This is a genomic window from Desulfitispora alkaliphila, from assembly GCF_050433185.1.
Classification (GTDB): domain Bacteria; phylum Bacillota; class Desulfitisporia; order Desulfitisporales; family Desulfitisporaceae; genus Desulfitispora; species Desulfitispora alkaliphila.
In genome coordinates this window covers 23,021-47,056 of the sequence record NZ_JBNPXS010000019.1, presented here as the reverse complement: position 1 = coordinate 47,056, position 24,036 = coordinate 23,021, and the positions used below count along the sequence as shown (strand labels likewise).

The following is a 24,036-nucleotide window of genomic DNA, read 5'->3' as shown; positions in this document are numbered from 1 at the left end:
CATAGAGGGGGGATATAAGTGGGTAACTACTCAAATGTCTTATTAGAGACAAGTGATAATATAGCCACACTTACTATAAATAGACCAAAGGCATTAAACGCTCTAAATAAAGATACTCTTTTAGATATTAAAGCTGCTGCACAGGAAGTTGCTGAGGATGAAAATTCTCATGTTTTGATTATTACTGGTGCAGGAGAAAAAGCATTTGTAGCTGGTGCTGACATCAGCTTTATGAGTAAAATGACGCCTCAACAAGCTCGGGAATTTGCCTTACTAGGCCAAGACGTTTTTCGTACTATTGAAACTATGGGAAAACCTGTTATTGCGGCAGTTAATGGATTTGCTTTGGGTGGAGGATGTGAGTTAGCAATGGCTTGCGATTTTATTATCTGCTCAGAAAACAGTAAGTTTGGGCAACCAGAAGTAGGCCTAGGAGTTATTCCTGGATTTGGGGGTAGTCAGCGCTTGCCGAGAATAGTGGGGTCTAACATGGCTAAGCAATTACTGTTTACTGGAGAAATTATTGATGCCAACGAAGCTCTTAGAATAGGCTTGGTTAACAGTGTGGAGACTGCGGACCAATTGATGGAAGTAGTGACGAAAAAAGTGAAGAAAATAGTATCTAACGGACAGATCTCTGTGCGCTACTGCAAAGAGGCTGTAAATGAAGGCATGGAAGCTGATATAGACAGATCTATGACCTTGGAAGCTAATAGCTTTGGCCTTTGCTTTGCAACAGAAGATCAAAAAGAAGGGATGAAAGCATTCCTCGAAAAGAGAAAAGCTCAATTTAAAGGAAAGTAAAGGAGGGTATCAATGATGCAATTTAAATTAAGTGAAGACACGTTAATGATTCGTAATATGGTGAGAAACTTTGCAAAAAAAGAAATAGAGCCATTAGCAGAAGAGCTGGATAATACCCATCAGTTCCCCACGGAGTCATTTAAAAAGATGGGAGAACTGGACTTAGCTGGCCTTTGCATCCCTGAAGAATGGGGTGGTGGCGGAGGATCATATTTAGACTTTGCAGTTTTCATTGAAGAACTAGCTAAGGTGTGTGCATCCACTGCAGTAATTATGAGTGTTCACACTGGACTAGGATGTATGAGCATTTATAAATATGGAAGCCAAAAGCTAAAAGAAAAGTACCTTAAAGACTTGGCTAGCGGCAAAATAGTAGGAGCCTACGCATTAACAGAGCCAAACGCTGGTTCTGATGCGGGTTCACTCAAGTGTCGAGCTGAGGATAAGGGAGATCACTTTATCTTAAATGGTCAGAAAATATTCATCACTAACGGCAACGCCACCACCTTTTGTACCTTTGTAAAAACTGATTCAACTCAAGGCCCTGGTAAGGGAATAACTTGCCTGATTGTTGAACGGGATACTCCAGGATTTACAATAAGTAAACCTGTAGATAAGATGGGAATGAATGGTTCACCAACTGTAGAGTTATCCTTCGAAGACTGTAAAGTTCCCAAAGAAAATGTCCTAGGGGAAATAAATGACGGCTTTAAAGTTGCTATGGGGCTTTTAGATGGAGGAAGAATTACTATTGGCGCACAAGCCTTGGGAATTGGTGAAGGCGCTTTAGAGTACACCACACAATACATGAAAGAACGACAGCAGTTCGGAAAGCCACTAGCTGCAAATCAGGGACTTCAATTTATGGTTGCAGACATGGCTACTGCCCTTGATGCAGCTCAACTACTAGTATATCGAGCTGCTTGGATGAAAGATAATGATATCCCTCATGGCAAAGAAGCTTCAATGGCAAAGTTATTTGCTTCAGATACAGCTATGGAGGTAACAACTAATTGTGTTCAATTGCTTGGTGGTTATGGGTACTGTAAAGAGTATCCTGTAGAGCGAATGATGAGAGATGCAAAAATCACTCAGATTTATGAAGGAGCTAACCAAATCCAAAGAATGATCATAGGTCGTAACGTGATTGGTAAGTTCAAATAAAGGGAATCTTTTAAGTTTAGCCCTTGGTAGATTTGGCATACGGCAAGGGCTAAACAACAATAGAAATTGTCTGAATATTAAGAGAAAAAGGAGGTTTTTGAAAAATTGAGCGAAAAGAAGCTGATTAACCGATGGATTGTAGTGGCGGGTGCTCTATTGATTCAGATGGTGCTAGGGGCTGTTTACACGTGGAGTCTTTTCAATGCGCCTTTAGTAGAGAAACATGGTTGGGATAGCGGTGCTATTGTATTCACCTTCTCTATAACCATGGCAACTTTTGCAGTCTTCGTGTTAATTGCGGGAAGATTGCAGGATAAATTAGGTCCCAAGAAGATTGCAGTAGCCGGAGGTCTTTTAGCAGGTTTAGGCGTTTGTCTTGCCAGTCAAGCGACTAGTGTTACATTTTTATATCTGACTTACGGTTTTATGACAGGTGCAGGGATGGGTGCGGCTTATGTGACACCAGTGGCAACTTGTACAAAGTGGTTTCCCGATAAGCGAGGTTTTATTACAGGTTTAACATTAGCAGCAGTTGGATTAGGTGGAATGTTATTTACACCTATGATTATAGCTCTAATTAATACTTTTGGCGTCATGACTACATTCTTATATCTAGGTATTGGTTATGGATTGGCTATAATTATCGGTGCTCAAGCGCTAGTAGTTCCACCGGCAGGTTATAAGCCACCAGGATGGGTGCCACCAAAAGTAGATGAAACTAAAAAAGTTGGCGTGGTTCAAACACAAACTAACTTTACAACTACTCAAATGATGAAAACCCCTCAATTCTATTTGCTATTTGCCATGTACTTTATTGGTGCATCAGCTGGACTAATGGTTATCAGTGTTGCTGCAGATATTGGTGTTACATTGGCAAATTTAGATTACGCTACAGCTGGTACTGCAGTTGTGACTATTTCTTTATTCAATGCGGCAGGTCGATTTGGTTGGGGTGGTATCTCGGATAAAATTGGGCGAGTTAACTCCTTATTGCTTATGTTCACCATAATGGGATGTAGTATGTTATACATGAGCTTGATTTCATTATCTTTTATATCATTTCTAATTGTAATGTGTCTTGTGGGACTTTGCTTTGGGGGATACTTATCCATCTTCCCTTCAGTAACAGCAGATTGGTTTGGTACTAAATTTGTAGGGAATAATTACGGAGCAGTATTCATGGCGTATGGTGTTTCTTCGCTAACAGCGCCGCTTTTTGCAGCTACAGTTGGTTTTCAGACGGCATTTATAACTGCAGCAGTCTTATGCGCAATTGCATTAGTTATGGCCTATTTCACTAAGGTACCTTCTACACCAGCAGAGGAAAAGTCAATACCTGCTTAATCCTAAATAATACATATAAGGGGGATTTTCTATGAATTTCGAGTTATCAGAAGAAGTAAAAATGATTAAAAAAGTGGTCAGGGACTTCGCAGAAAAGGAGGTGGCGCCAACCGCTGCTAAGCGAGATGAAGAAGAAAGCTTTGATCGCAGTATCTACGACAAGATGGGGGAGTTGGAGTTTACTGGCATACCATTTCCTGAAGAGTATGGAGGTAGTGATATTGGCAATGTTGCCTATGCAATAGCAGTTGAAGAACTTTCTAGGGTATGTGGATCAACTGGAGTTACCTTATCTGCTCATGTTTCACTTTGTACTTGGCCTATCTTCGCTTTTGGAACTGAGGAGCAAAAACAAAAATACTTAAAACCTCTAGCAGAAGGTAAAAAGTTAGGTGCTTTTGGTTTAACTGAGCCCAGCGCAGGTAGTGATGCTAGCGGCACTAAGACAACTGCAGTATTAGATGGTGATGAGTATGTCATCAACGGAACTAAAAACTTTATTACTAATGCAGGCGAAGCTGATACTTATGTATTTGTAGCCATGACAGCTAAGGAAAAGGGAAATAAGGGAATTAGCGCATTTATAGTTGAGAAAGGAACACCAGGCTTTTCCTTTGGTAAAAAAGAGGAAAAAATGGGGATCAGATCATCCCCTACTTATGAGTTGGTTTTCGAAGATTGCAGATTGCCAAAAGAAAACCTTTTAGGTAAAGAAGGGGAAGGCTTCAAAGTAGCTATGATGACTCTTGACGGTGGCAGGATAGGAATTGCAGCTCAAGCTTTGGGAATTGCTCAAGGTGCATATGAAACTGCATTGGCATACGCCAAAGAGAGAGTACAATTTGGTAAGCCTATTATCAAACAGCAAGCGATTCAATTTAAGCTAGCTGATATGGCAACTCAAATTGAAGCAGCAAGACTATTAACATATCAAGCAGCTTATTACAAAGACAAAGGATTTAAAGGTTATGGCAAGTACGCTGCCATGGCAAAACTGTTCGCTTCAGATGTAGCTATGGAAGTTACCACCGAAGCAGTTCAAGTTTTAGGTGGATATGGATATTGTCGCGAATATCCTGTAGAGCGAATGATGCGTGATGCGAAAATCACTCAAATATACGAAGGAACAAATGAAATTCAAAAGCTTGTAATCGGCAGTTATATATCAAAGTAATCTTGAGGGGGTAGAAACAATGAATATCGTTGTAATTATGAAACACATCTTTGAGACAGAGGCCAAAATCCAATTAGATAGTAATGGAGATATTGATCCCACTGGTGTTGCCAAGGTAATCAATCCATATGATGAATTTGCTATTGAAGAAGCAGTAAAGCTTAAAGAGGCAAAGGGAGGGAAAGTGACTATTGTTACTTATGGAGGAGCAGATTGTGAAGAATCCTTAAGAACTGCTTTGGCCATGGGTGCAGATGAAGCAACGCACATAGTAGATGAAGATGCTAGCAAAGTTGATTCCAACTATGTGGCCACTGTTTTAGCTAAGGCTATTGAAAAGTTAGAACCCCAATTAATATTAGGGGGTCAGGTTGCAATAGACGATGGCGCATCTCAGGTTGCTTCACGGATTGCTGAAATCCTTAGCTTACCACAAATCAACGTAGTGACAAAGTTGGAAGTTAAGGAAAATGAAGTTGAAGCTGTAAGAGAAATTGACGGAGGGACAGAGGTCATTTCAGCTCCTATGCCAGTTTTAGTAACAGCACAACGGGGTTTAAATGAACCAAGATATCCAGCCTTAAAGAGTATTATGAAAGCTAAAAAGAAGAAAATTGAGCAAATTGCAGTTAACGACTTAGGTGTTGAAAGAGAGTTTCTTCTAAAAACTTTAGAATTTAGCTTGCCAAAGCCTCGAGGTGGAGGAGAAGTAGTGGAAGGTGAGCCACAAGAACTAGCTCAAGCTATAGGAAAATTTTTAAGTAACGAAGCAAAGGTTATCTAAAGGAGGTTACAAAATGGCTAATAATGAGATTTGGGTAATAGTAGAACATTCTAATGGTGAATTGAAAAAGGTAACAAGTGAGGCTTTAAGTAAGTCAAGTAAGCTAGCGGAAGAGCTTGGCAAAACAGTTTGCGCAGTGTTATTAGGAGAAGGTGTAGAGCAGTTAAAAGATACTCTTGGCAAGTATGGAGCACAAAAAATTTATCTAGCTCAGGATGCTAAATTAAAGAATTATGCAACAGATAGCTATACTCATGTAATTGCAGAGCTAATAAAGGAAAAAAGTCCCTTCGCTGTTTTCGCAGGTCACACATCTATGGGTAAAGACTTGGCGCCAAGACTTGCTCAGCGTGTAAAAACAGGCTTAGCAAGTGATGTAGTTCAAATAGACGTAGATGGAGAGCAGCTTAAGTTTGTAAGACCAATTTATGCTGGTAAAGCTTTTTCTACAGTTACCATTGACAAAGCAGAACCTATAATGGCAACGCTAAGACCTAACGTTTTTCCAAATGAACCTAAAGAAGTAACTCCTGAGGTTGAAGAAGTAAGCGTTAGTATCCCTGAGGATGCCCTACGAGCAGTTATTAAAGAAGTATTACAAAGCGCTGGAGACAAAATTCAGCTTACTGAAGCAGATGTTATTGTTTCCGGTGGAAGAGGCATGAAAGAACCTGACAACTTTAAAATGCTAGAAGAACTAGCTAATGAGCTAGGAGCAGCAGTTGGTGCTTCTAGAGCAGTAGTAGATGCAGGCTGGAAGGCACATGAAATGCAGGTAGGGCAAACAGGAAAGACTGTTTCCCCAGTGCTATATATTGCATGCGGTATCTCTGGTGCCATTCAACATTTAGCTGGAATGTCTTCCTCTAAATTTATTGTAGCAATAAACAAGGATGCCGATGCTAACATCTTTAATGTGGCAGATTTTGGAGTAGTAGGAGATGCTCTCAAGGTAGTTCCTTTATTAACCGAAGAGGTAAAGAAAATCAAGTCCTCTTAAAAATGTACTCTAAGGGGGTGGTTACTGAGTGGATAACCACGTTGAAGGTATTATTAAAGGCCAAAAGCGCTCCATAGCTAAGGCCATAACCATTGTGGAGAATGGTGAGGAAAATAAATATAAGTTGCTATCCCAAATATATGACCACACAGGTAAAGCTTTAATAATCGGAATAACAGGTTCTCCAGGTGCTGGTAAAAGCTCCTTAACAGATGCATTAATCCGCGCTATTAGGGCAGACGGTAAAACGGTAGGTGTAGTCGCTGTAGACCCGTCTAGCCCCTTTAGCGGGGGTGCCCTTTTGGGCGATAGGATTAGAATGCAGGAGCACGCATTGGATGATGGAGTGTATATAAGAAGCATGGGAACTAGAGGTAGTTTAGGTGGTTTAGCTAGATCTACTAAGGAAGTGCTTAGAGTTATTGATGCTGCTGGGTTTGACGTGATAATAGTAGAAACAGTAGGGGTGGGCCAATCAGAGTTAGATATTATGACAATAGCAGACACCACTATTGTAGTTTTGACGCCAGCAGGAGGAGATCACGTACAGACAATTAAGGCGGGAATCATGGAAATTGGTGATGTGTTCGTAATTAATAAGGCAGATTTGCCTGGAGTAAAAAAGACAAAAATGGAAGTTAATTCCATGCTGGATTTGAGCACATTCGAAGACGGGTGGAGGCCTCCCGTTATTCCAACAATTTCTGTGCGAGAAGAGGGTATTCAGGAGCTTTGGAATACAATTGAAGAACACAGTCAGCACCTAAAGGATCGGGGATTATTTACTACAGAGCGAGAAAGAAAGCTGAGCCGGGAATTATTAGAAATCGTGGAGTTAGAGCTAAAGGACCAAATTCATGATTTAGTGAGAAACAACGAAAAAGTAAAAGCAGTAGTAGAGCAAGTAGTTAAACGAGAGGTAAACCCTTATACGGCAACTGCAGATATTTTCAAAGTAGGTCTTGGGAGAAAAGTGAGCTTTACACTAGATTGAATTGCTAGGGGGAATTAGTTTGAAAGAGTTTGAAAATCTGAGCAAAGAGGAATTGCAGGTCTTTGTTACCGACTTATCTAAACGCTGGCTTGCACATGATGGCTTATGGTTTCAAGCGGCTGAGAAAAAGTTTGGCATGGATACTGCAATTGAGTTAGATGTGGAGGCCTGGAGAAAGTTCACTGTAATTGAGGCAAAAAGAATTATAGCCTTTTTGGGACTTGAAGAAAACGGAGGGTTAAAAGCATTAGAACAAGCTTTAGGTTTCAGATTGTACGCTTTCATCAACAAACAGCAAATCACCTGGGAAGGAAATAATAAGCTCATTTTTAAAATGATCGACTGTAGAGTTCAGTCTGCTAGAAACCGAAAGGGATTGCCTGACTTTCCCTGTAAGCCTGTTGGACTCGTTGAGTACAGCGAATTTGCAAAGACCATAGATAGTCGAATTAAAACTAAGTGCATTTCCTGCCCACCTGATGACCACCCAAAAGAATATTACTGCGCATGGGAATTTGAGTTGGAGGGTGATTATGAATAAGAAGGGGATAGTGCAAGTTTATACCGGAGATGGAAAGGGTAAAACTACGTCTTCCTTAGGGCAGACAATGCGAGTATTAGGTCATGGCTGGAAAGTGGTAATGATTCAATTCATGAAAGGTAGCCCCAAGTACGGTGAGGTGAAGTTTGCTGAAAAAACACCAAACTTTACTCTAATTCAATCAGGGTTAGAGACATTTGTCAGCAAAGAAAATCCTTCAAAAGAGGATCTGAGGTTGGCAAAAGAGGGCTGGAATAAAGCAAAAGAGATCTTAAAAAATGGTAGCTGCGACCTATTAGTCCTAGATGAAATTAATATTGCTTTGGACTACAATCTTGTTCCATTAAACGAAGTGGTACACTTTATAAAAAATAAACCTACCCATTTGGATCTTATTATGACTGGTCGTTACGTTCCTAAAGAAATAGTAGAGCTAGCTGATTTGGTTAGCGAAGTGCGAGAGGTTAAGCATCACTATAGCAGCGGTGTAGAAGCGCGAGAAGGTGTGGAATTTTAGCATTGAAAGGAGAGAGAGAATGTCTGAAAGGGAAAGTCTTAAAAATTTAAGAGAAAAAAAGGACGCGTGGGAAGAGAGGTATGCCGTAAAGTGTAAAGATCGGCCAATTGAATTTACCACTGTGTCAGGAGAACCTATCGACAAACTCTATACACCTCTAGATGTAGAGGGAATGAACTACGACCAAGATATTGGTCTACCTGGAGAGTTTCCTTATACCCGAGGTGTTCAACAAAATATGTATCGCGGTCGGATGTGGACTATGCGCCAATTTGCCGGCTTTGCAACTGCTAAAGAATCCAATGAGCGCTATAAATTTTTGCTAAGTCAGGGGCAGACTGGTTTAAGTATTGCCTTTGATATGCCCACAATAATGGGCTATGACTCAGATCATCACCGCTCTCAAGGAGAAGTTGGACGCTGCGGTGTTGCAATTGACTCCTTACGGGACATGGAGGTTTTATTTGACGGAATCCCCCTTGACCAAATTAGTACCTCAATGACAATAAACGCCCCGGCAGCTATTATCTGGTCCATGTATATTGCAACTGCAGCAAAACAAGGTGTATCTTCGGAAAAATTAAGGGGAACACTTCAAAATGACATTTTAAAGGAGTATATAGCACAGAAATCTTGGATTTTCCCACCAGAGCCCTCCATGAGATTAATTACCGATATCTTCAGTTATGCCAAGGATAACGTCCCCAAATGGAATACAGTTAGCATTAGTGGTTATCACATTAGAGAAGCAGGAGCTACTGCAGTTCAGGAACTAGCATTTACTCTGGCTGACGGCTTTGCATATGTAGAAGCAGGGATGGAAGCTGGGTTAAATGTTGATGATTTTGCACCAAGACTCTCATTTTTCTTTAACTCTCATGTTGATTTCTTTGAAGAGATAGCAAAAATGAGAGCAGCAAGGAGAATATGGGCAAAGCGAATGAAGGAGAAATATGGAGCGAAAGATGAGCGTTCATTGCTCCTACGCTTCCATACGCAAACAGCTGGTTGCTCACTCACAGCCCAGCAGCCTGAGAACAATATCGTCCGCACAGCATTCCAGGCGTTAGCAGCAGTACTAGGTGGAACTCAATCACTACATACAAATTCTATGGATGAAGTTCTAGCTTTACCTACAGAGAAAGCAGTACAAATAGCTTTGAGAACACAACAACTTATAGCTCATGAGACTGGAGTTACTAACACAGTTGACCCATTGGCAGGTTCTTACTTCGTGGAAAGTTTAACCAATCAAATGGAAGAAAAAGCTGAAGAGTATTTCACCGAAATAGATAGACTTGGTGGAGTTCTACCTGCAATAGATAAGGGCTTTTTCCAACAGGAGATTGCAGATGCGGCTTATGAATATCAGAGAGCCATCGATAGTAAGAAAAAAATTATTGTTGGCTTAAATGAGTACGTAAAGAAAGACGAAGAAATAGAGATTGAAACCTTAAAAATTAATCCAGAAATTGAAAAGGAGCAAGTGCGCAAGTTAAATGAGTTAAGACAAAACAGGGATAATGCTCAAGTAGAAAAGACATTAGCTCAATTGCGAGAAGCTTCTAAAGGTCCAGATAATTTAATCCCCTACATTTTAGATTGTGTAAACGCTTATGCTACTCTAGGGGAAATAGTGCAAGTTTTCCGCGAGACGTTTGGTGAATACAAGGAAAAGCCTCTATTTTAGCCACTAAAATGGGAAGAGGAGGAGAGCTATGAGTAAAATGATAAAGGTCTTAGTAGGTAAGCCCGGCTTAGATGGGCACGATCGGGGTGCAAGGGTGATAGCCCGAGCTTTCCGCGATGCGGGCATGGAAGTAATATATACTGGATTGCATCAAACCCCAGAGCAGATTGTGGATGCTGCAATTCAGGAGGATGTAGATATTGTAGCTGTTTCAATCTTATCAGGAGCGCATATGACCTTAATTCCTAGGATCAGGGAACTACTAGACCAAAATAACGCTGAAGATATAACTTTAATTGGAGGGGGAACTATCCCCGAAGAGGATATTGATGAATTAAAAAAGGCAGGAGCTGCCAAGGAACTATTCACACCTGGAACACCAATCGATGAGATAGTGAGCAGTGTTCGCACTATCGCAAACAATTAAAAATTAGGAGGTATTTAACATGGTCAATGTGGAAAAAATTTATTCGCAAAAACTAATGAACCCAGAGAAAGCGGTAGAACTAATAGAGTCTAATTTTCAAATAGTATTTCCTACAGGAGCAGGAGAACCAGCTGTCCTTGCAGAAGCACTTTCAAATAGAAGAAGTGAACTTAAAAATGTGGTGATAAATCAAATCTTACCTCTTAGATCTCCAGCATATCTTGACCCTAACACAACTGAAAATATTAGGCACAATGCCTGGTTTTTAGGAGGGCCAACTAGAAAAGGTTTTAATGAAGGCTGGATTACTGCTACTCCTAACTATTTCTATGAGCTACCAATCCTAATTGAGCGGGGCAATCTGCCAGTAGATGCTGTAATGGCTACAGTTTCACCTATGGATGAACACGGTTATTTCAGCTTGAGCTGTGCAGTGGATTACACATTAGCCGCTATAAAGCAAGCTAAAGTAGTAATTTTAGAAGTAAATAAGAATGCACCTAGAACCTTAGGGAATAATGCAGTCCATATTTCAGATGTTTCAGCTGTAGTAGAAACAGATACAGCTATTCCCACATTGAAAATACCACCAATTTCAGAAGTAGAAGAAAACATCGGAAACTACATTGCGGAGCTCATTCCCGATGGAGCCACAATTCAAGTTGGGTTTGGCGGTGTTCCTAATGCAGTATGTAAGGCTCTAGAGCACAAAAAAGACTTAGGTGTACATACGGAAATGGTTACCGACGGAATGGTTGATCTTTATGAGAAGGGTGTTATTACAAACAAGAAAAAGAGTTTCCACCCAGGCAAGTTTTTAGGTACATTTGTTCTTGGAACTCAGAAGCTATACGACTTTGTAAATAATAACCCAGCCATTGAAATGCAACCTGTTAATTATACAAATGACCCAGTTAACATTGGCAAGAACGATAACTTATGTGCGGTTAATGCAGCTATTGAAGTAGATTTATTGGGACAATGTGTTTCTGAAACTATTGGCAACTTCTACTGGAGTGGAACCGGAGGTCAGGCAGACTTTGGTCATGGAGCAAACAGATCTAAAGGCGGAAAAGGCTTTATCTCAATATCCTCTACTGCTAAAAATGGTACGGTCTCAAGGATTGTCTCTAACCTAAATAAAGGTGGCGTAGTAACTACTAGTAAGAACAGTGTAGATTATATTGTCACAGAATATGGGGTAGCGCATCTAAGAGGTAAAAACACTTCTGAGAGAGCAAAGCAATTGATAGCTATCGCCCATCCTAAGTTCCGAGAGGAATTAACCTTTGATGCAGCCAAGAGGGGATTAATTTAATCTAAACGGGGAGTTGATAAAATGGATTTTACAAAGGTGGTAACTAGTCGTAGAAGCATTCGCAAATATACTGATCAAGTAGTAGATCAGGATAAAATAATTAGAATAGTGGAAGCTGCTAGGCTAGCGCCGTCTTGGAAGAATCTTCAGTGCTGGAGGATACTAGTTGTAGATGATAAGGACAAAAAAGAGCTGCTTATCGATGCTTTTGAAGATACCAATCCAGGCAAAAAAGCCATAGCCCAAGCTCCTGTTTTAATAGTGGTTTTTGCTGACCCCCAGGCCTCTGGTGTAGTAGGCGATAAGCAGTACTACCTAGTGGATATAGGAATCTGCATGGAACACATGGTATTGGCAGCTCAAGCTGAAGGATTGGGTACTTGTTGGTTGGGACTCTTTGATGAAGATAAAGTGAGAGCAGCCCTTGATGTTCCTGAACAACTAGTACCAGTGGCAATGACGCCCTTAGGTTACCCCAATCAGGAGCCTAAACCAAGACCGAGAAAAGAGCTAAATGAGATTGCCTTTAAAAACTCCTTTGGTCAGACTTTAGAATAATTGGAGGTTGAATCAATGGAAGAAAAGGCTTTAGAAGCTCGGAATAAGGCGGGAGACTACTTTAAACAGGGGTACAATTGTGCAGAAGCTATTTATTTAGCTTTTATAGATTTGAATATGATAGATGGAGACAGAAATGCAGTGAGAATGCTTACTGGATTTGGCGGGGGAATGGGAGAAGCCGGTTGTAGCTGCGGGGCTTTAACTGGGTCAGTAGTTGTCTTAAATCACATTAATGGAAGAACAACTACAGAAGCTGATCGCCATAGAGCTTATACTCACGCAAAAGCCTTTCATAATGTCTTTAAAGAAAAATTTGGATCTACCTGCTGTCGCTCCTTAAATAAATACGAGTTTGATTCTAAAGAACACCTAAAAAACTGCCTTAAAATTACTGGAAATACTGCAAAATTACTTCAAGAATATTTGGGAAATAATAATTAACTGCATTTTAAAAAAGCCGTTCGATATGAGCGGCTTTTTTGTATCAAATTTTTTTATAGGGAAATATTAAGTAGAAATAGTAGAACATAATGCAGAAAGGATTGTGGCCTTATGACAGAACCTGGAGCTATAAGCGTAACTAGACCTGTAAGTGACGATTTACCCAAAGAAAAATTTGATGAATTAGATACTTTTATAAAACAAGTGGATAATAGTAAAGGAGCTTTGATTGAGATATTACATAAAGCTCAAAATATCTTCGGTTATCTTCCAAGGGATTTACAGTTGTATATAGCAAGAGTATTGGATATACCAGGAGCAGAGGTTTACGGAGTTGTCAGTTTTTATTCATATTTTTCTACAAAGCCTAAGGGTAAACATATCGTAAGCGTTTGTATGGGAACAGCTTGCTTTGTTAAAGGAGCAGATAAAATACTAGAGCAATTTAAAAAGCAATTAGGAATTGATGCAAATGAGACTACTGAAGATGGAAATTTTACTCTACAAGATGTGCGATGCATTGGCGCCTGCGGCTTAGCACCTGTAATAACTGTTAATGGTAAAGCACATGGTAGGATTAAAGATCCAGAACGCGAGGTAGCAGAGATTATAAATACTTATAGCAAGTAGGAGGGAAAGATGGTGATAAAATCATTAGATGAATTAAAGAAAACTAAAGAACAATCTGGACAGAAGCTAGAACTACGAATGCACCAAAAGGCCACAGGTAAAATCACGAAAAACATTATTGTATGCGCTGGTACCGGTTGTGTAGCTAGTGATAGCGACAAGGTTATAAAAAACCTTCAGTTAATTATAAAAGCGCGTGGCCAGGAAGATACAGTTAAAGTCTTAAAGACAGGTTGTTTTGGATTTTGTGAACAAGGCCCTATACTTAAAGTGGAGCCAGATGATATTTTTTATGTCCAGGTAGGACCTAAGGACGCCAAAGACATTGTTGATGAACACATTATAAATGGCAACATTGTAGAGAGACTACTTTATCAAGATGTTCAAACTAAGGAGCGAACATCTAAACAAACAGATATGGGGTTTTATAAAAAACAGAAACGTGTAGCTTTAAGAAATTGCGGTCTAATTGATCCAGAGGACATTTATGAATATATAGCACTAGGAGGATATGAAGCCCTTGGTAAAGCAATAAAAGAAATGAGTAGAGACCAAGTTATAGAAATTGTAAAAGAATCTGGCCTAAGAGGCAGAGGTGGAGGGGGATTTCCAACAGGTCTCAAGTGGGAAATAACCAAAAAACAAGAAGGGGAAGAAAAGTTCATTATTTGTAATGCTGATGAGGGAGACCCTGGTGCTTTTATGGATAGAAGTATTTTAGAAGGAGATCCCCATAGCATTTTAGAGGCTATGGCCATTGGCGCTTATGTTATAGGTGCATCTAAGGGAATTATTTATATTAGAGCTGAGTATCCACTGGCAATTGAGAGATTAGAAATAGCACTAAAGCAGGCTAGAGAACTTGGTTTATTAGGTTATAATATTTTTGGTAGCCAGTTCAGCTTTGATATAGTCATAAAATATGGTGCCGGTGCATTTGTCTGTGGTGAAGAAACAGCACTAATTAATTCTTGCGAAGGTAAGAGGGGAGAACCAAACTACAAGCCACCCTACCCAGCTGAAGAAGGTTATTGGGGCCATCCAACTTGTGTAAATAATGTAGAGACTTTTGCTAATGTGCCTTTAATCTTAACTAAAGGAGCCCAGTGGTTTGCTGGCCTGGGAACAGAAAAAAGCAAGGGGACAAAAGTTTTTGCTTTAGCAGGTAATATAAATAATGTGGGTCTAGTGGAGGTACCTATGGGTATTACTCTGCGAGAAATAATATACGACATTGGAGGCGGAATCCCAAATGGGAAGAAATTCAAAGCTATTCAAACAGGAGGCCCTTCAGGTGGAGTAATTTGTGAGAAAGATTTAGATACTATAATCGATTATGATAGTCTGCTTGAGAAGGGCTCAATGATGGGCTCTGGAGGTCTAATAGTAATGGACGAGGATGACAACATGGTGGAGATAGCTAAATTTTATCTTGAATTCACCATGGATGAAGCCTGTGGCAAGTGTGCCCCTGGTAGAATAGGCACTAAAAGATTACATGAAATGTTGGAGAAAATATTAAACGGGGAAGCAACAAGAGCTGATTTAGATGCATTAAAGCAACTTGCTTTTGCAGTAAAGGATACTTCTCTTTGTGGCTTATGTCAAACAGCTCCTAACCCTATTATAAGCACAATGAAGCACTTTAGCGAAGAATACGAAGCACAATTAAAGTGAGGTGGAAGCATGTCTGATGATAAAGAAATGATAAATATACAAATTAATGATCAAAGTTTATCCGTTCCCAGTGGAATCACTATTTTAGAAGCAGCTCATGAAGCAGGAGTAAAAATCCCCACATTATGTCACCTTGATTTACACAATTTACAGCTATACAATAAGACTGCCTCGTGTAGAGTTTGTATGGTTGAAATGGGAAGTGACCAGACGCGGAACAAACTTGTTCCCTCGTGTGTTACACCTGTAGCTGAGGGAATGGCAGTGAGAACAGATACAATTAGGGCAATCACTGCTAGAAGAACAGCAGTTGAACTTCTACTATCTAATCATCCCAATGAATGCTTTACCTGCCCAAAAAACTTAGAGTGTGAGCTTCAATCGTTGGCTGAAGAACTTAACGTTAGGCAGATTCGATGGGAAGGGGAACGAATGGATTATCCCAAAGATGCTTCCAGTGGCGCAATTGTAAAAGACGCTAACAAATGTATTTACTGTAGACGATGTGAGACTGGATGTAATCATGTTCAAACCTGTGGGATCCTATCGGGAATTGGAAGAGGGTTTAATTCTTTTGTAGGTCCATTTAATAATATGCCTATGGCGGATACGTCTTGCACCTATTGTGGACAATGCGTTCAGGTATGTCCCACTGCTGCTCTAACGGAAGTGTATCACACGGACAAGGTATGGGAAGCACTCAATGATCCAGATAAACATGTGATCGTACAAACAGCACCAGCAATCAGAGTAGCTTTAGGGGAATTGTTTGGTATGGAAGCAGGAACCATAGTGACTGGAAAAATGGTGACAGCATTAAAGCGTATGGGCTTTGATGCTGTATTCGATACTAACTTTGGAGCAGACTTAACTGTAATGGAAGAGGCTTCAGAATTGATCTATAGATTAGAGAACAATAAAACTCTGCCAATTCTCACAAACTGCTGTCCCGCTTGGGTTAAATTTATAGAACATCAATTTCCCGATTTAATCCATGTTCCGTCCACTTGCAAATCACCACACATTATGTTTGGTCAAATTGCCAAAACTTATTATGCGGAAGAACACGGAATCGATCCTGATAAGATTGTAGTAGTTTCCATTATGCCTTGTATCGCTAAAAAAGCTGAAGCAAAGCGCCCTGAACTTACAAAGGACGAAAGAGATAATGTGGATATAGTAGTAACTACAAGAGAGTTGGGGTCAATGATAAAAGAAGCGGGAATTGAATTTGATATATTACCAGATAGCCAATTCGACAGCCCCCTAGGAGAAACTACTGGAGCTTCGGCGATTTTTGGCACTGCAGGAGGAGTAATTGAAGCAGCCCTGCGTACAGCCCATGAATGGATTACAGGAAAAACCCTTGAAAATGTGGAATTCGAGCAATTGCGTGGTATGGATGGAGTGAGAAAAGCAACTGTACAGGTAGGTGAACATGAACTAAACATAGGCATAGCCAGTGGATTAGGAAACGCTCGAATGCTTTTAAATGAAATCAAGGAAGGTAAATCAGAGTATCATGCCATTGAAATTATGGCCTGTCCTGGTGGGTGTATTGCTGGTGGTGGCCAACCCTATCACCATGGAAATCATGAGGTGGTTAAAAAACGAAGAGAGGCAATATACCAAGAGGACAGACGAAAAGACGTGAGAAAGTCTCATGAAAATAAGGAAATTATTAAACTGTACAAGAATTATTTAGGTAAACCATTTGGAGATAAAGCTCATAAATTATTACACACTCATTTCGAAAAGAGAGAGCGAATATAGATTGGCAGATAAAACCCCTCTAGTAGGGGTTTTATCTGTGCTATAATAAATTTTAATAAGTGTTTTAGGAGGTTGAAACTGTGGAATATTTACCAATAATAGTGGCTTTAATTCTTTTCGCTCTAGGAATATTAGGGACCTTTTTACCCATAATGCCCGGTTCCATATTAATATTACTGGGAATTGTTATATATGGTGTTATGACTGACTTTGAGAACTTATCTCTGGGATTTTATATGCTTCAGACATTGGCTGCTATTCTTGTAATAGCTACAGATTATATTACTTCAGCTCTAGGTGTTAAGAAATTTAATGGTTCTAATGCTTCCATATGGGGTGCTTCTGTTGGAGTATTTGCAGGGATATTTTTGCTTGGTCCAATCGGGTTAGTTCTAGGACCTTTTTTGGGTGCTTATTTAGGAGAGTTGTTAGCTGGTAAAACTGTAAAAAATGCCGTTACTGCAAGTATAGGTGCACTTGTAGGATTATTGGGTGGAATTATTGTAAAGCTTAGTATTGAAATAGCAATGATTACCTGGTTTTTCATCATTATTTTTTAATGTTTTCCTTTTAAAATGGGAAACTTAATAGGGACCATATTTTTAAAGGAGGAATTTAAAAAGTGAAGAAATACGAATGTACAGTTTGTGGTTATATTTATGATCCAGCAAAGGGAGATCCTGATAATGACGTTCAACCAGGTACCGACTTTGCGGATGTTCCTGAAGATTGGGTCTGTCCTACATGTGGTGCTGGAAAAGGTGATTTCGAAGAGGTGAAATAATGAAACCTATTAAAATCAATGACGGTATTTATTGGGTAGGTGCTATAGATTGGGATGTAAGAAACTTTCATGGCTATATAACACAAAGGGGAGCAACCTACAATGCTTATCTAATTATAGATGAAAAGATAACGTTAATTGACACTGTAAAGCCTCAGTTTTTTGATGAGATGATTAAGCGAATTTCTCATATTGTTGATCCTGCAAAGATAGATTATATCATATCTAACCATGTAGAAATGGACCATTCAGGTAGTTTACCTCAGCTAATGGAGTTTGCTAGCAATGCAACTGTTATCGCATCGCCGAAGGGGAAAGAAGGTCTACAGAGCCACTATAACGGTGCTTGGAAGTTCGAAGTAATGAAATCAGGTGATATACTCAATTTAGGTAAAAGAAGTATTGAGTTTTTATTAACTCCGATGCTTCATTGGCCCGACAATATGATAGGCTATCTAAAGCCAGAGAAAATACTTTTTTCCAATGATGCATTTGGTCAGCATCTAGCTTCTTCTGAGCGTTTTGACCATGAACTTCCAATAGCTATAGTGCTAGAAGAAACGAAAAAATATTATGGAAATATAATTTTACCTTTTGGCAATCAAGTTACTAAAGCAATAGAAGCAGCTGAAGCTTTAGATATTGAAGTAATTGCTCCCAGTCACGGAGTCATCTGGAAGAAGCACATTTCAGATATTTTAAGTATCTATAAAAAATGGTGTAAAAATAACACTGAATCAAAAGCAGTGATAGTCTATGACACCATGTGGAATTCCACAGAAAAGATTGCTTATGCAATCCAATCAGCTTTCGAAGCTAAGGGTATCTCAACAAAAATGAGAAACCTAAAAACAAACCACATTTCCGATATAATGACCGACATAACTGATGCCAAATTCATTTGTGTGGGTTCACCTACGTTAAATAATAATATGCTTCCTACAGTTGCAGGTTTATTAACTTACTTAAAAGGTTTAGTTCCTAAGAACAGAATAGGTATGGCCTTTGGTTCCTATGGATGGAGTGGTCAGAGTATTGATCAGGTAGAGGATGCATTAAAAAGCTGTAGGTTTGACCTGATGGAGAAAATAAAAACACAATACATCCCAGATCAAGCTAGTATTGAAGAAATTGCTGCTAATACAGTAAAAACTCAAATGCACAAATGACTAAAAAGTGATATAATAATTTAGTAAGTATGCCCTAATCATATTTATAATGATTAAGGGCATTTATTTTATAATTGTGGAGGTAATGCTGTGAGAATGAAGTTTAAAAGCTTGTTTGCTGTAATTGCACTTTTATTTTTACTGGTACTAGGAGATCGAGGTATCCACCTGGTCACTGATTTGCTTTGGTTTGCATCTTTTGGTTATGAAAGCGTCCTTGTGACAATAGTTACCTATCAATGGATTACTAGATTAGTAGCTGCTTTCATTATAGGAATTTTCATCTATGCAAACCTATATATTACCTTGAAAGTTGTAAGAGTTCACACCAATACAAATATCGAATACCTTGGTTCATATTCAATACCTTTTAACGAATTACCTATTGCAAGATATTTAACTGAGAGAAGAATTAAACTTATTTACATATTAACTAGTATCTTTTTTGCTTTTTCCATGAGCGCAGTAATGACAAATCAGTGGTCTACTATTTTAAAGTACCTAAATTCTGTGAATTTTGGTCAGCTTGACCCATTGTTTGATAAAGATATTTCCTTTTATATTTTCCAATTGCCTTTTTACCAACTACTACATTCCCTGTTCATGGGAGTAACAGTATTGACCTTACTTTTAGTAGTATCGGTTTATGTATTATTTACACCCAGAGGAAGTCTTAACTTTCAATTTCAGAGCCACAAGCAACCTCAAGTGCATTTAAGTGCTCTTGGGGCATTCTTGTTTCTTTTAATAGGAATAAAGTACAAATTCAATACTTTTAATTTATTGTATTCCCAATCTGGAGCAGTTTTTGGGGCAGGTTTTACTGATATTAATGTTAAACTGCCTGTATACAATTTTTTAGCCGTATTGGCTATAATTACCGCTATTTATGCTTTAATAAATATTTTCCTTAACAAAAGAAAAGTTCTTTTCATAATGATAATTTCATTGGTGACATCTTCTTTACTATTAGCAGGAATTCTTCCTGCAGTAGTTGAAAGATTTTATGTAGAACCTAATCAATTTGCCAGAGAACAGGACTACTTAGAATACAATATTGAATACACAAGAAATGGATATGCTCTGAATAATATCCAGGAAAAACCTTTTGAGTTGGAGCACGATTTCTCTAAAACTTTTATAGAGGATAATGCAAATACACTTCAGAATGTACGCCTGTGGGACTGGCGTCCACTAAAGGAAACATATGATCAACTACAGGGATTGAGGCCCTATTATAAGTTTACACAAATTAATATTGATCGGTATGATTTTGACGGCGATTATAGGCAAGTAATGTTGGGGGCTAGAGAACTAGATTATTCTTATCTACCAGAACGAGCCCAAACCTGGCAAAATCAAAAATTACGCTATACACATGGTTACGGCTTAGCAATGAGTCCAGCCACCGAGGTAACTTCAGGGGGGCAACCTGAATTTCTAATTAAAGATATGCCTCCAAGAGTAGAACCTAATTTGGGTATAACTGTAGATAGGCCTGAAATATATTTTGGCGAATTGACTACAGAATACGTTGTTGCTAACTCAAAAAGTGAAGAGGTGAGTTATCCATCAGGTACTGATAATGTTTACACTAATTACAGCGGTACTGGAGGGATACAATTAAATTCATTTTTCAAGAAAGCTTTATATGCCTATAAATTAAAAGACTTTAGACTACTCTTAAGCAGTGAAATAGAACCTGAAAGTAGACTACTATATGATCGAGATATTGACACTATGGTGAAAAAACTAGCACCTTTCCTTAAATTTGACAGTGATTACTACCTAGTGCTTAGTGAAGGTAGATTGTATTGGATCCGTGATGCCTACACTACTTCAAGCTTGTATCCATACTCTGAGCCCACTAGGGGTTGGGGCAATTATGTTAGGAACTCAGTAAAAGTCGTAGTAGATGCCTATAATGGTAGTGTCAATTTTTATATATCAGATGAGAGTGACCCTATTATCAAAAGCTATAACCAGATGTTTCCTAATATGTTCAAAAGCATTAACACCTTAGATGATAATTTGCAAAAACACATTAGATATCCCGTAGACTTTTTTGCAGTACAAGCTCATATTTTTACTAATTACCATATGCAAAACCCTCGGGTATTTTATAATCGAGAAGATGCCTGGAATATTCCTGAGGAACAATATCGAGGCCAAAGTCAACTAATGGATCCCTATTACACAATAATGGAGTTACCAGGTGTAGGTGAGCCCGAGTACGTACTGATGTTACCCTTTACTCCAGAGCGCAGAAGGAATATGGTATCATGGTTAGCTGCTAGAAACGATGGTGATAACTACGGTCAAATGATATTATATCGCTTCCCAAAGGAAGGGTTAGTTTATGGTCCAGCGCAAATAAACGCCAGAATTGACCAAGACACTGAAATTTCTCAACAACTAACTCTTTGGGACCAAAGAGGGTCTCAGGTACTTAGGGGTAATATGATGGTGTTACCAATTGCAAATTCAATACTCTACGTAGAACCTCTTTTCCTACAGGCAGAACAGAGTAATATACCTGAATTGAGTAGAGTAATAGTCAGTTATGAAGAAGAAATAGTTATGGCCGAAACCTTCGAACAAGCCTTAAGAGAAATTTTCAAGGACGAAGCTATGGAGCAGATTATTGACGAAGCTACTGAGGGAGAAGACTTTATTTTAAATGAACAGTTAGATAGTCTTGAAGAACTGATCGAAAAAGCTAACGAACTCTATCAGGCTGCTCAAGAAAGCTTATCAAATGGAGAGTGGGCAGAATATGGAGAGAAGATGAAAGAATTAGAAACTATTTTGAAAAGATTAAATTCCAGTATTTAAAATCTACAGGAGGGATGCAGGTGGTATCCATCATGAAACTGGCCAGTATTGCTATTGTAAATAGCAGTAAAGTAGAAGCTGAAGAAATAATAAAATTGCTTGAAGAATTAGGTGTTAGTAACACCTCTTTGCTTACTACTAAAGATATAGTAAATAAACCCCTAGCTTTGGGGAAGTTTAACTTTGCTATTATCGCCTTAGATAACAAAGGTTTAGACCACTGTATCCCTGAGTTCTTTAATCAAAACAAGGTCCCATTTGCTTATTTATCAGATATTTTCATTACTTCTGAGAGCTTAGAAGCCACTCACTATGACTATTGTGTAGGTTATTTAGGCTGGCCTCTGTATAAAAAAGAACTTAATAACTTACTAGTTTATGAATTAGCGAAACCTAAAGGAATAAGGGGCTGCCATAGAGAAGAAGAGAAATGCCAAAAAGAGAAAAATGTATACAAGGCTCTATTTGAAAACTCCCAAGATGCTATAGTCTATTATGATAAAGATGGGATTGTAGAAAATGCCAACGAACAGTTTCTACATTTATTAAATTATCAAAAACATGAGATTCTAGGAAAATATATAAAAGATGTAATCGACCCTTTGAATTTAATCGATGAGCATGGCTATACTAAGGTATTAAATGGGGAAAAAGTAAACTTTGAAACAATAAGATATGACAAACATGGCAAAAAGTTTAATGTAATTCACAGGGGTGTTCCCTTTATTTTAAACGGAGTACTCCACGGAGGTTTTACCATTTACAGCGATATTAGCGAAAGTAAAATGCTTCAAGAGCGATTAATTGAAAGTGAAGCTAAATTTCAAAGGTTAATTGCCACTGCCCAAGATGCAATTATAATAATGGATCACAATGGACTTGTAACCCATTGGAATTATGCTGCTGAAAAAATCTTTGACTACACTGAAACAGAGGCTATTGGAAATGATTTACATGAGTTAATCACTCCCAGTTATTATCATGAGGAGTTCTCAAAAAAATTTGGTGAATTTATGGTCACTGGTAGGGGAAATGCCATTGATAGCACGGTAGAGCTGACAGCTTGTAAAAAAGATGGAACTGAATTCCCAGTTGAAGTGTCTTTATCCGCTGTAAAAATAAAAGGCCAGTGGCATTCTGTAGGAATTTTGAGGGATGTTACTGAGCGAAAAGAACAGGAAAAAAATCTAATTAATTATACTACTGAAATTGAGATGCAGCGAATCGAACTAGAAAACACATATGAACGGATAAACAGGGAAATCAATAAAGCAAAAGAAATTCACGAGCGAGTTCTTCCCCGTGAACTTCCCCAGACAGATCGAATTAGAATTGCTGCTCATTACCAACCTGCCGATGAATTAGGCGGAGATTTATACAATGTAATTAAAGTTAACAATAAACTGATATTGTATCTAGCTGATGTGACTGGTCACGGATTAGATAGCGCACTTATGTCAGCATTCATCAAAGAGGCTGTTAGCAGCTACATAAGTTTAGCCCAGGAGGAGAATGTATATCCTATAACTCCCAAGGAAATTTTAAACCACATTTTAAACCAATATCTAAGTGAAAATTTTCCTGAAGATTACTTTGTCTGTGTGCTAATGACAGTTTGGGATTTAGATTCTAATGTTTTAGCTTTTAGTAATGCAGGGGTACACTCGGTACCGCTTCTTGTTACAGGAGATAAGACTGTAACAAGGCTGGGCAAGTGCTTTCTTCCTATTACCAACAGTATTCCTAGAGATGTACTCGTTTATGAAGAACAACATGTAGTAATTCCTGAAGATGCAACTATTTTGTTTTCTACTGATGGGCTTACAGAGCATACAGAGGGCAATGAAAATTTTGAAAACATTTTAGAGCAAGTGATAGTAGATGCCCATTCACTGCTTCCTAAGTTTACTGTATCTCACATAAATTATGAGTTTAAAAAGTTTGCTAATGGCAATAAGACTAATGATGATATCACTTATCTAGTTGCAAAGAATCTGGGGACTACTAACAAAGATTACTTTATAATTGGTAGGTGTATCAAAAATTACTCAGATGCTGTGACTAGATTTAAAGATTCTTTAACTAAATGGGATACTGGTTTAGACATAGATACATTAGCAATAGGATTTAACGAAATGATAATGAATGCAATCGAACACGGCAATAGTTTAGAACAATCTACTGAAGTTAATGTAGAGATAATTGATAGTCCTGAAAGACTTTATGTGGTGATTAAGGATCAAGGAATGGGTTTTAAATGGGAAGATGCTATAGATGAAAGCTGTAATTTTCTTTCATCAGCGGAAAGAGGTAGAGGTATAGCAATGGCAAAACTCTGTTATGATCATGTTTGGTATAATCGAAAGGGAAATGAAGTATTATTAGTTAAAGAAAAGGCGGTTAGATAAT

Annotated in this window: 22 protein-coding genes; all 22 read left to right on the top strand. The window is 38.6% G+C overall.

Going from position 1 to position 24,036, the window contains the following annotated elements; all coding sequences use genetic code 11:
- Nucleotides 1-18: 18 nt before the first annotated feature.
- Nucleotides 19-804, top strand: coding sequence for an enoyl-CoA hydratase-related protein (locus GGQ84_RS08520; protein ID WP_429161685.1), 786 nt, complete (start codon nucleotides 19-21; stop codon nucleotides 802-804).
- Between the two features lie 15 nt (nucleotides 805-819).
- Complete coding sequence (locus GGQ84_RS08515; protein WP_429161700.1) at nucleotides 820-1,968, top strand: acyl-CoA dehydrogenase; 1,149 nt, start codon at nucleotides 820-822, stop codon at nucleotides 1,966-1,968.
- A gap of 105 nt (nucleotides 1,969-2,073) precedes the next feature.
- Nucleotides 2,074-3,312 carry an L-lactate MFS transporter gene (locus GGQ84_RS08510; RefSeq protein ID WP_429161683.1) on the top strand — a complete coding sequence of 413 codons (1,239 nt, stop codon included), beginning with the start codon at nucleotides 2,074-2,076 and terminating at the stop codon, nucleotides 3,310-3,312.
- Between the two features lie 31 nt (nucleotides 3,313-3,343).
- The gene (locus GGQ84_RS08505; protein WP_429161681.1) at nucleotides 3,344-4,486 is read left to right on the top strand and encodes an acyl-CoA dehydrogenase; all 1,143 of its coding nucleotides are present in this window, start codon (nucleotides 3,344-3,346) and stop codon (nucleotides 4,484-4,486) included.
- Between the two features lie 19 nt (nucleotides 4,487-4,505).
- Entirely contained in the window at nucleotides 4,506-5,270 is a 765-nt protein-coding gene (locus GGQ84_RS08500; protein ID WP_429161679.1) for an electron transfer flavoprotein subunit beta/FixA family protein, read from the top strand.
- Between the two features lie 13 nt (nucleotides 5,271-5,283).
- Nucleotides 5,284-6,270, top strand: a complete 987-nt coding sequence (locus GGQ84_RS08495) for an electron transfer flavoprotein subunit alpha/FixB family protein (protein ID WP_429161677.1) — start codon at nucleotides 5,284-5,286, stop codon at nucleotides 6,268-6,270.
- A 28-nt stretch (nucleotides 6,271-6,298) separates the two neighbouring features.
- On the top strand, nucleotides 6,299-7,264 hold the full coding sequence (meaB, locus tag GGQ84_RS08490; RefSeq protein ID WP_429161675.1) for a methylmalonyl Co-A mutase-associated GTPase MeaB: 966 nt from the start codon (nucleotides 6,299-6,301) through the stop codon (nucleotides 7,262-7,264).
- 19 nt (nucleotides 7,265-7,283) lie between these two features.
- The gene (locus tag GGQ84_RS08485; protein WP_429161673.1) at nucleotides 7,284-7,805 is read left to right on the top strand and encodes a DUF6125 family protein; all 522 of its coding nucleotides are present in this window, start codon (nucleotides 7,284-7,286) and stop codon (nucleotides 7,803-7,805) included.
- On the top strand, nucleotides 7,798-8,322 hold the full coding sequence (gene cobO, locus GGQ84_RS08480) for a cob(I)yrinic acid a,c-diamide adenosyltransferase (protein WP_429161671.1): 525 nt from the start codon (nucleotides 7,798-7,800) through the stop codon (nucleotides 8,320-8,322). Before GGQ84_RS08485 ends, cobO begins: the two co-directional genes overlap by 8 nt.
- 19 nt (nucleotides 8,323-8,341) lie before the next feature.
- Complete coding sequence (locus tag GGQ84_RS08475; protein ID WP_429161669.1) at nucleotides 8,342-10,012, top strand: acyl-CoA mutase large subunit family protein; 1,671 nt, start codon at nucleotides 8,342-8,344, stop codon at nucleotides 10,010-10,012.
- 28 nt (nucleotides 10,013-10,040) lie between these two features.
- Nucleotides 10,041-10,439: a cobalamin B12-binding domain-containing protein gene (locus GGQ84_RS08470; RefSeq protein WP_429161668.1), complete on the top strand. Its 399-nt coding sequence runs from the start codon at nucleotides 10,041-10,043 to the stop codon at nucleotides 10,437-10,439.
- A 19-nt stretch (nucleotides 10,440-10,458) separates the two neighbouring features.
- On the top strand, nucleotides 10,459-11,757 hold the full coding sequence (locus tag GGQ84_RS08465; RefSeq protein ID WP_429161666.1) for an acetyl-CoA hydrolase/transferase family protein: 1,299 nt from the start codon (nucleotides 10,459-10,461) through the stop codon (nucleotides 11,755-11,757).
- A 21-nt stretch (nucleotides 11,758-11,778) separates the two neighbouring features.
- Nucleotides 11,779-12,315: a nitroreductase family protein gene (locus tag GGQ84_RS08460; protein WP_429161664.1), complete on the top strand. Its 537-nt coding sequence runs from the start codon at nucleotides 11,779-11,781 to the stop codon at nucleotides 12,313-12,315.
- A 15-nt stretch (nucleotides 12,316-12,330) separates the two neighbouring features.
- A complete protein-coding gene (locus tag GGQ84_RS08455) occupies nucleotides 12,331-12,759 on the top strand; it encodes a C-GCAxxG-C-C family (seleno)protein (protein ID WP_429161662.1) in 429 nt (142 codons plus the stop codon).
- A 111-nt stretch (nucleotides 12,760-12,870) separates the two neighbouring features.
- Nucleotides 12,871-13,389, top strand: a complete 519-nt coding sequence (locus GGQ84_RS08450) for an NADH-quinone oxidoreductase subunit NuoE family protein (RefSeq protein ID WP_429161660.1) — start codon at nucleotides 12,871-12,873, stop codon at nucleotides 13,387-13,389.
- Nucleotides 13,390-13,398: 9 nt separating this feature from the next.
- Nucleotides 13,399-15,066, top strand: a complete 1,668-nt coding sequence (locus GGQ84_RS08445) for an NADH-ubiquinone oxidoreductase-F iron-sulfur binding region domain-containing protein (RefSeq protein ID WP_429161658.1) — start codon at nucleotides 13,399-13,401, stop codon at nucleotides 15,064-15,066.
- 9 nt (nucleotides 15,067-15,075) lie between these two features.
- Nucleotides 15,076-16,839, top strand: a complete 1,764-nt coding sequence (locus GGQ84_RS08440) for an NADH-dependent [FeFe] hydrogenase, group A6 (RefSeq protein WP_429161657.1) — start codon at nucleotides 15,076-15,078, stop codon at nucleotides 16,837-16,839.
- Between the two features lie 80 nt (nucleotides 16,840-16,919).
- Nucleotides 16,920-17,399 (top strand): DUF456 domain-containing protein, encoded by a 480-nt coding sequence (locus GGQ84_RS08435; protein WP_429161655.1) that lies wholly within the window; start codon nucleotides 16,920-16,922, stop codon nucleotides 17,397-17,399.
- A 62-nt stretch (nucleotides 17,400-17,461) separates the two neighbouring features.
- The gene (rd, locus tag GGQ84_RS08430) at nucleotides 17,462-17,623 is read left to right on the top strand and encodes a rubredoxin (protein ID WP_429161653.1); all 162 of its coding nucleotides are present in this window, start codon (nucleotides 17,462-17,464) and stop codon (nucleotides 17,621-17,623) included.
- Nucleotides 17,623-18,792, top strand: coding sequence for an FprA family A-type flavoprotein (locus GGQ84_RS08425; protein ID WP_429161651.1), 1,170 nt, complete (start codon nucleotides 17,623-17,625; stop codon nucleotides 18,790-18,792). The genes rd and GGQ84_RS08425 overlap by 1 nt, the downstream gene beginning before the upstream one ends.
- Nucleotides 18,793-18,888: 96 nt before the next feature.
- Nucleotides 18,889-21,627 (top strand): UPF0182 family membrane protein, encoded by a 2,739-nt coding sequence (locus GGQ84_RS08420; protein ID WP_429161698.1) that lies wholly within the window; start codon nucleotides 18,889-18,891, stop codon nucleotides 21,625-21,627.
- On the top strand, nucleotides 21,558-24,035 hold the full coding sequence (locus GGQ84_RS08415) for a SpoIIE family protein phosphatase (protein WP_429161649.1): 2,478 nt from the start codon (nucleotides 21,558-21,560) through the stop codon (nucleotides 24,033-24,035). Before GGQ84_RS08420 ends, GGQ84_RS08415 begins: the two co-directional genes overlap by 70 nt.
- The last annotated feature ends 1 nt before the right edge of the window (nucleotide 24,036 follow it).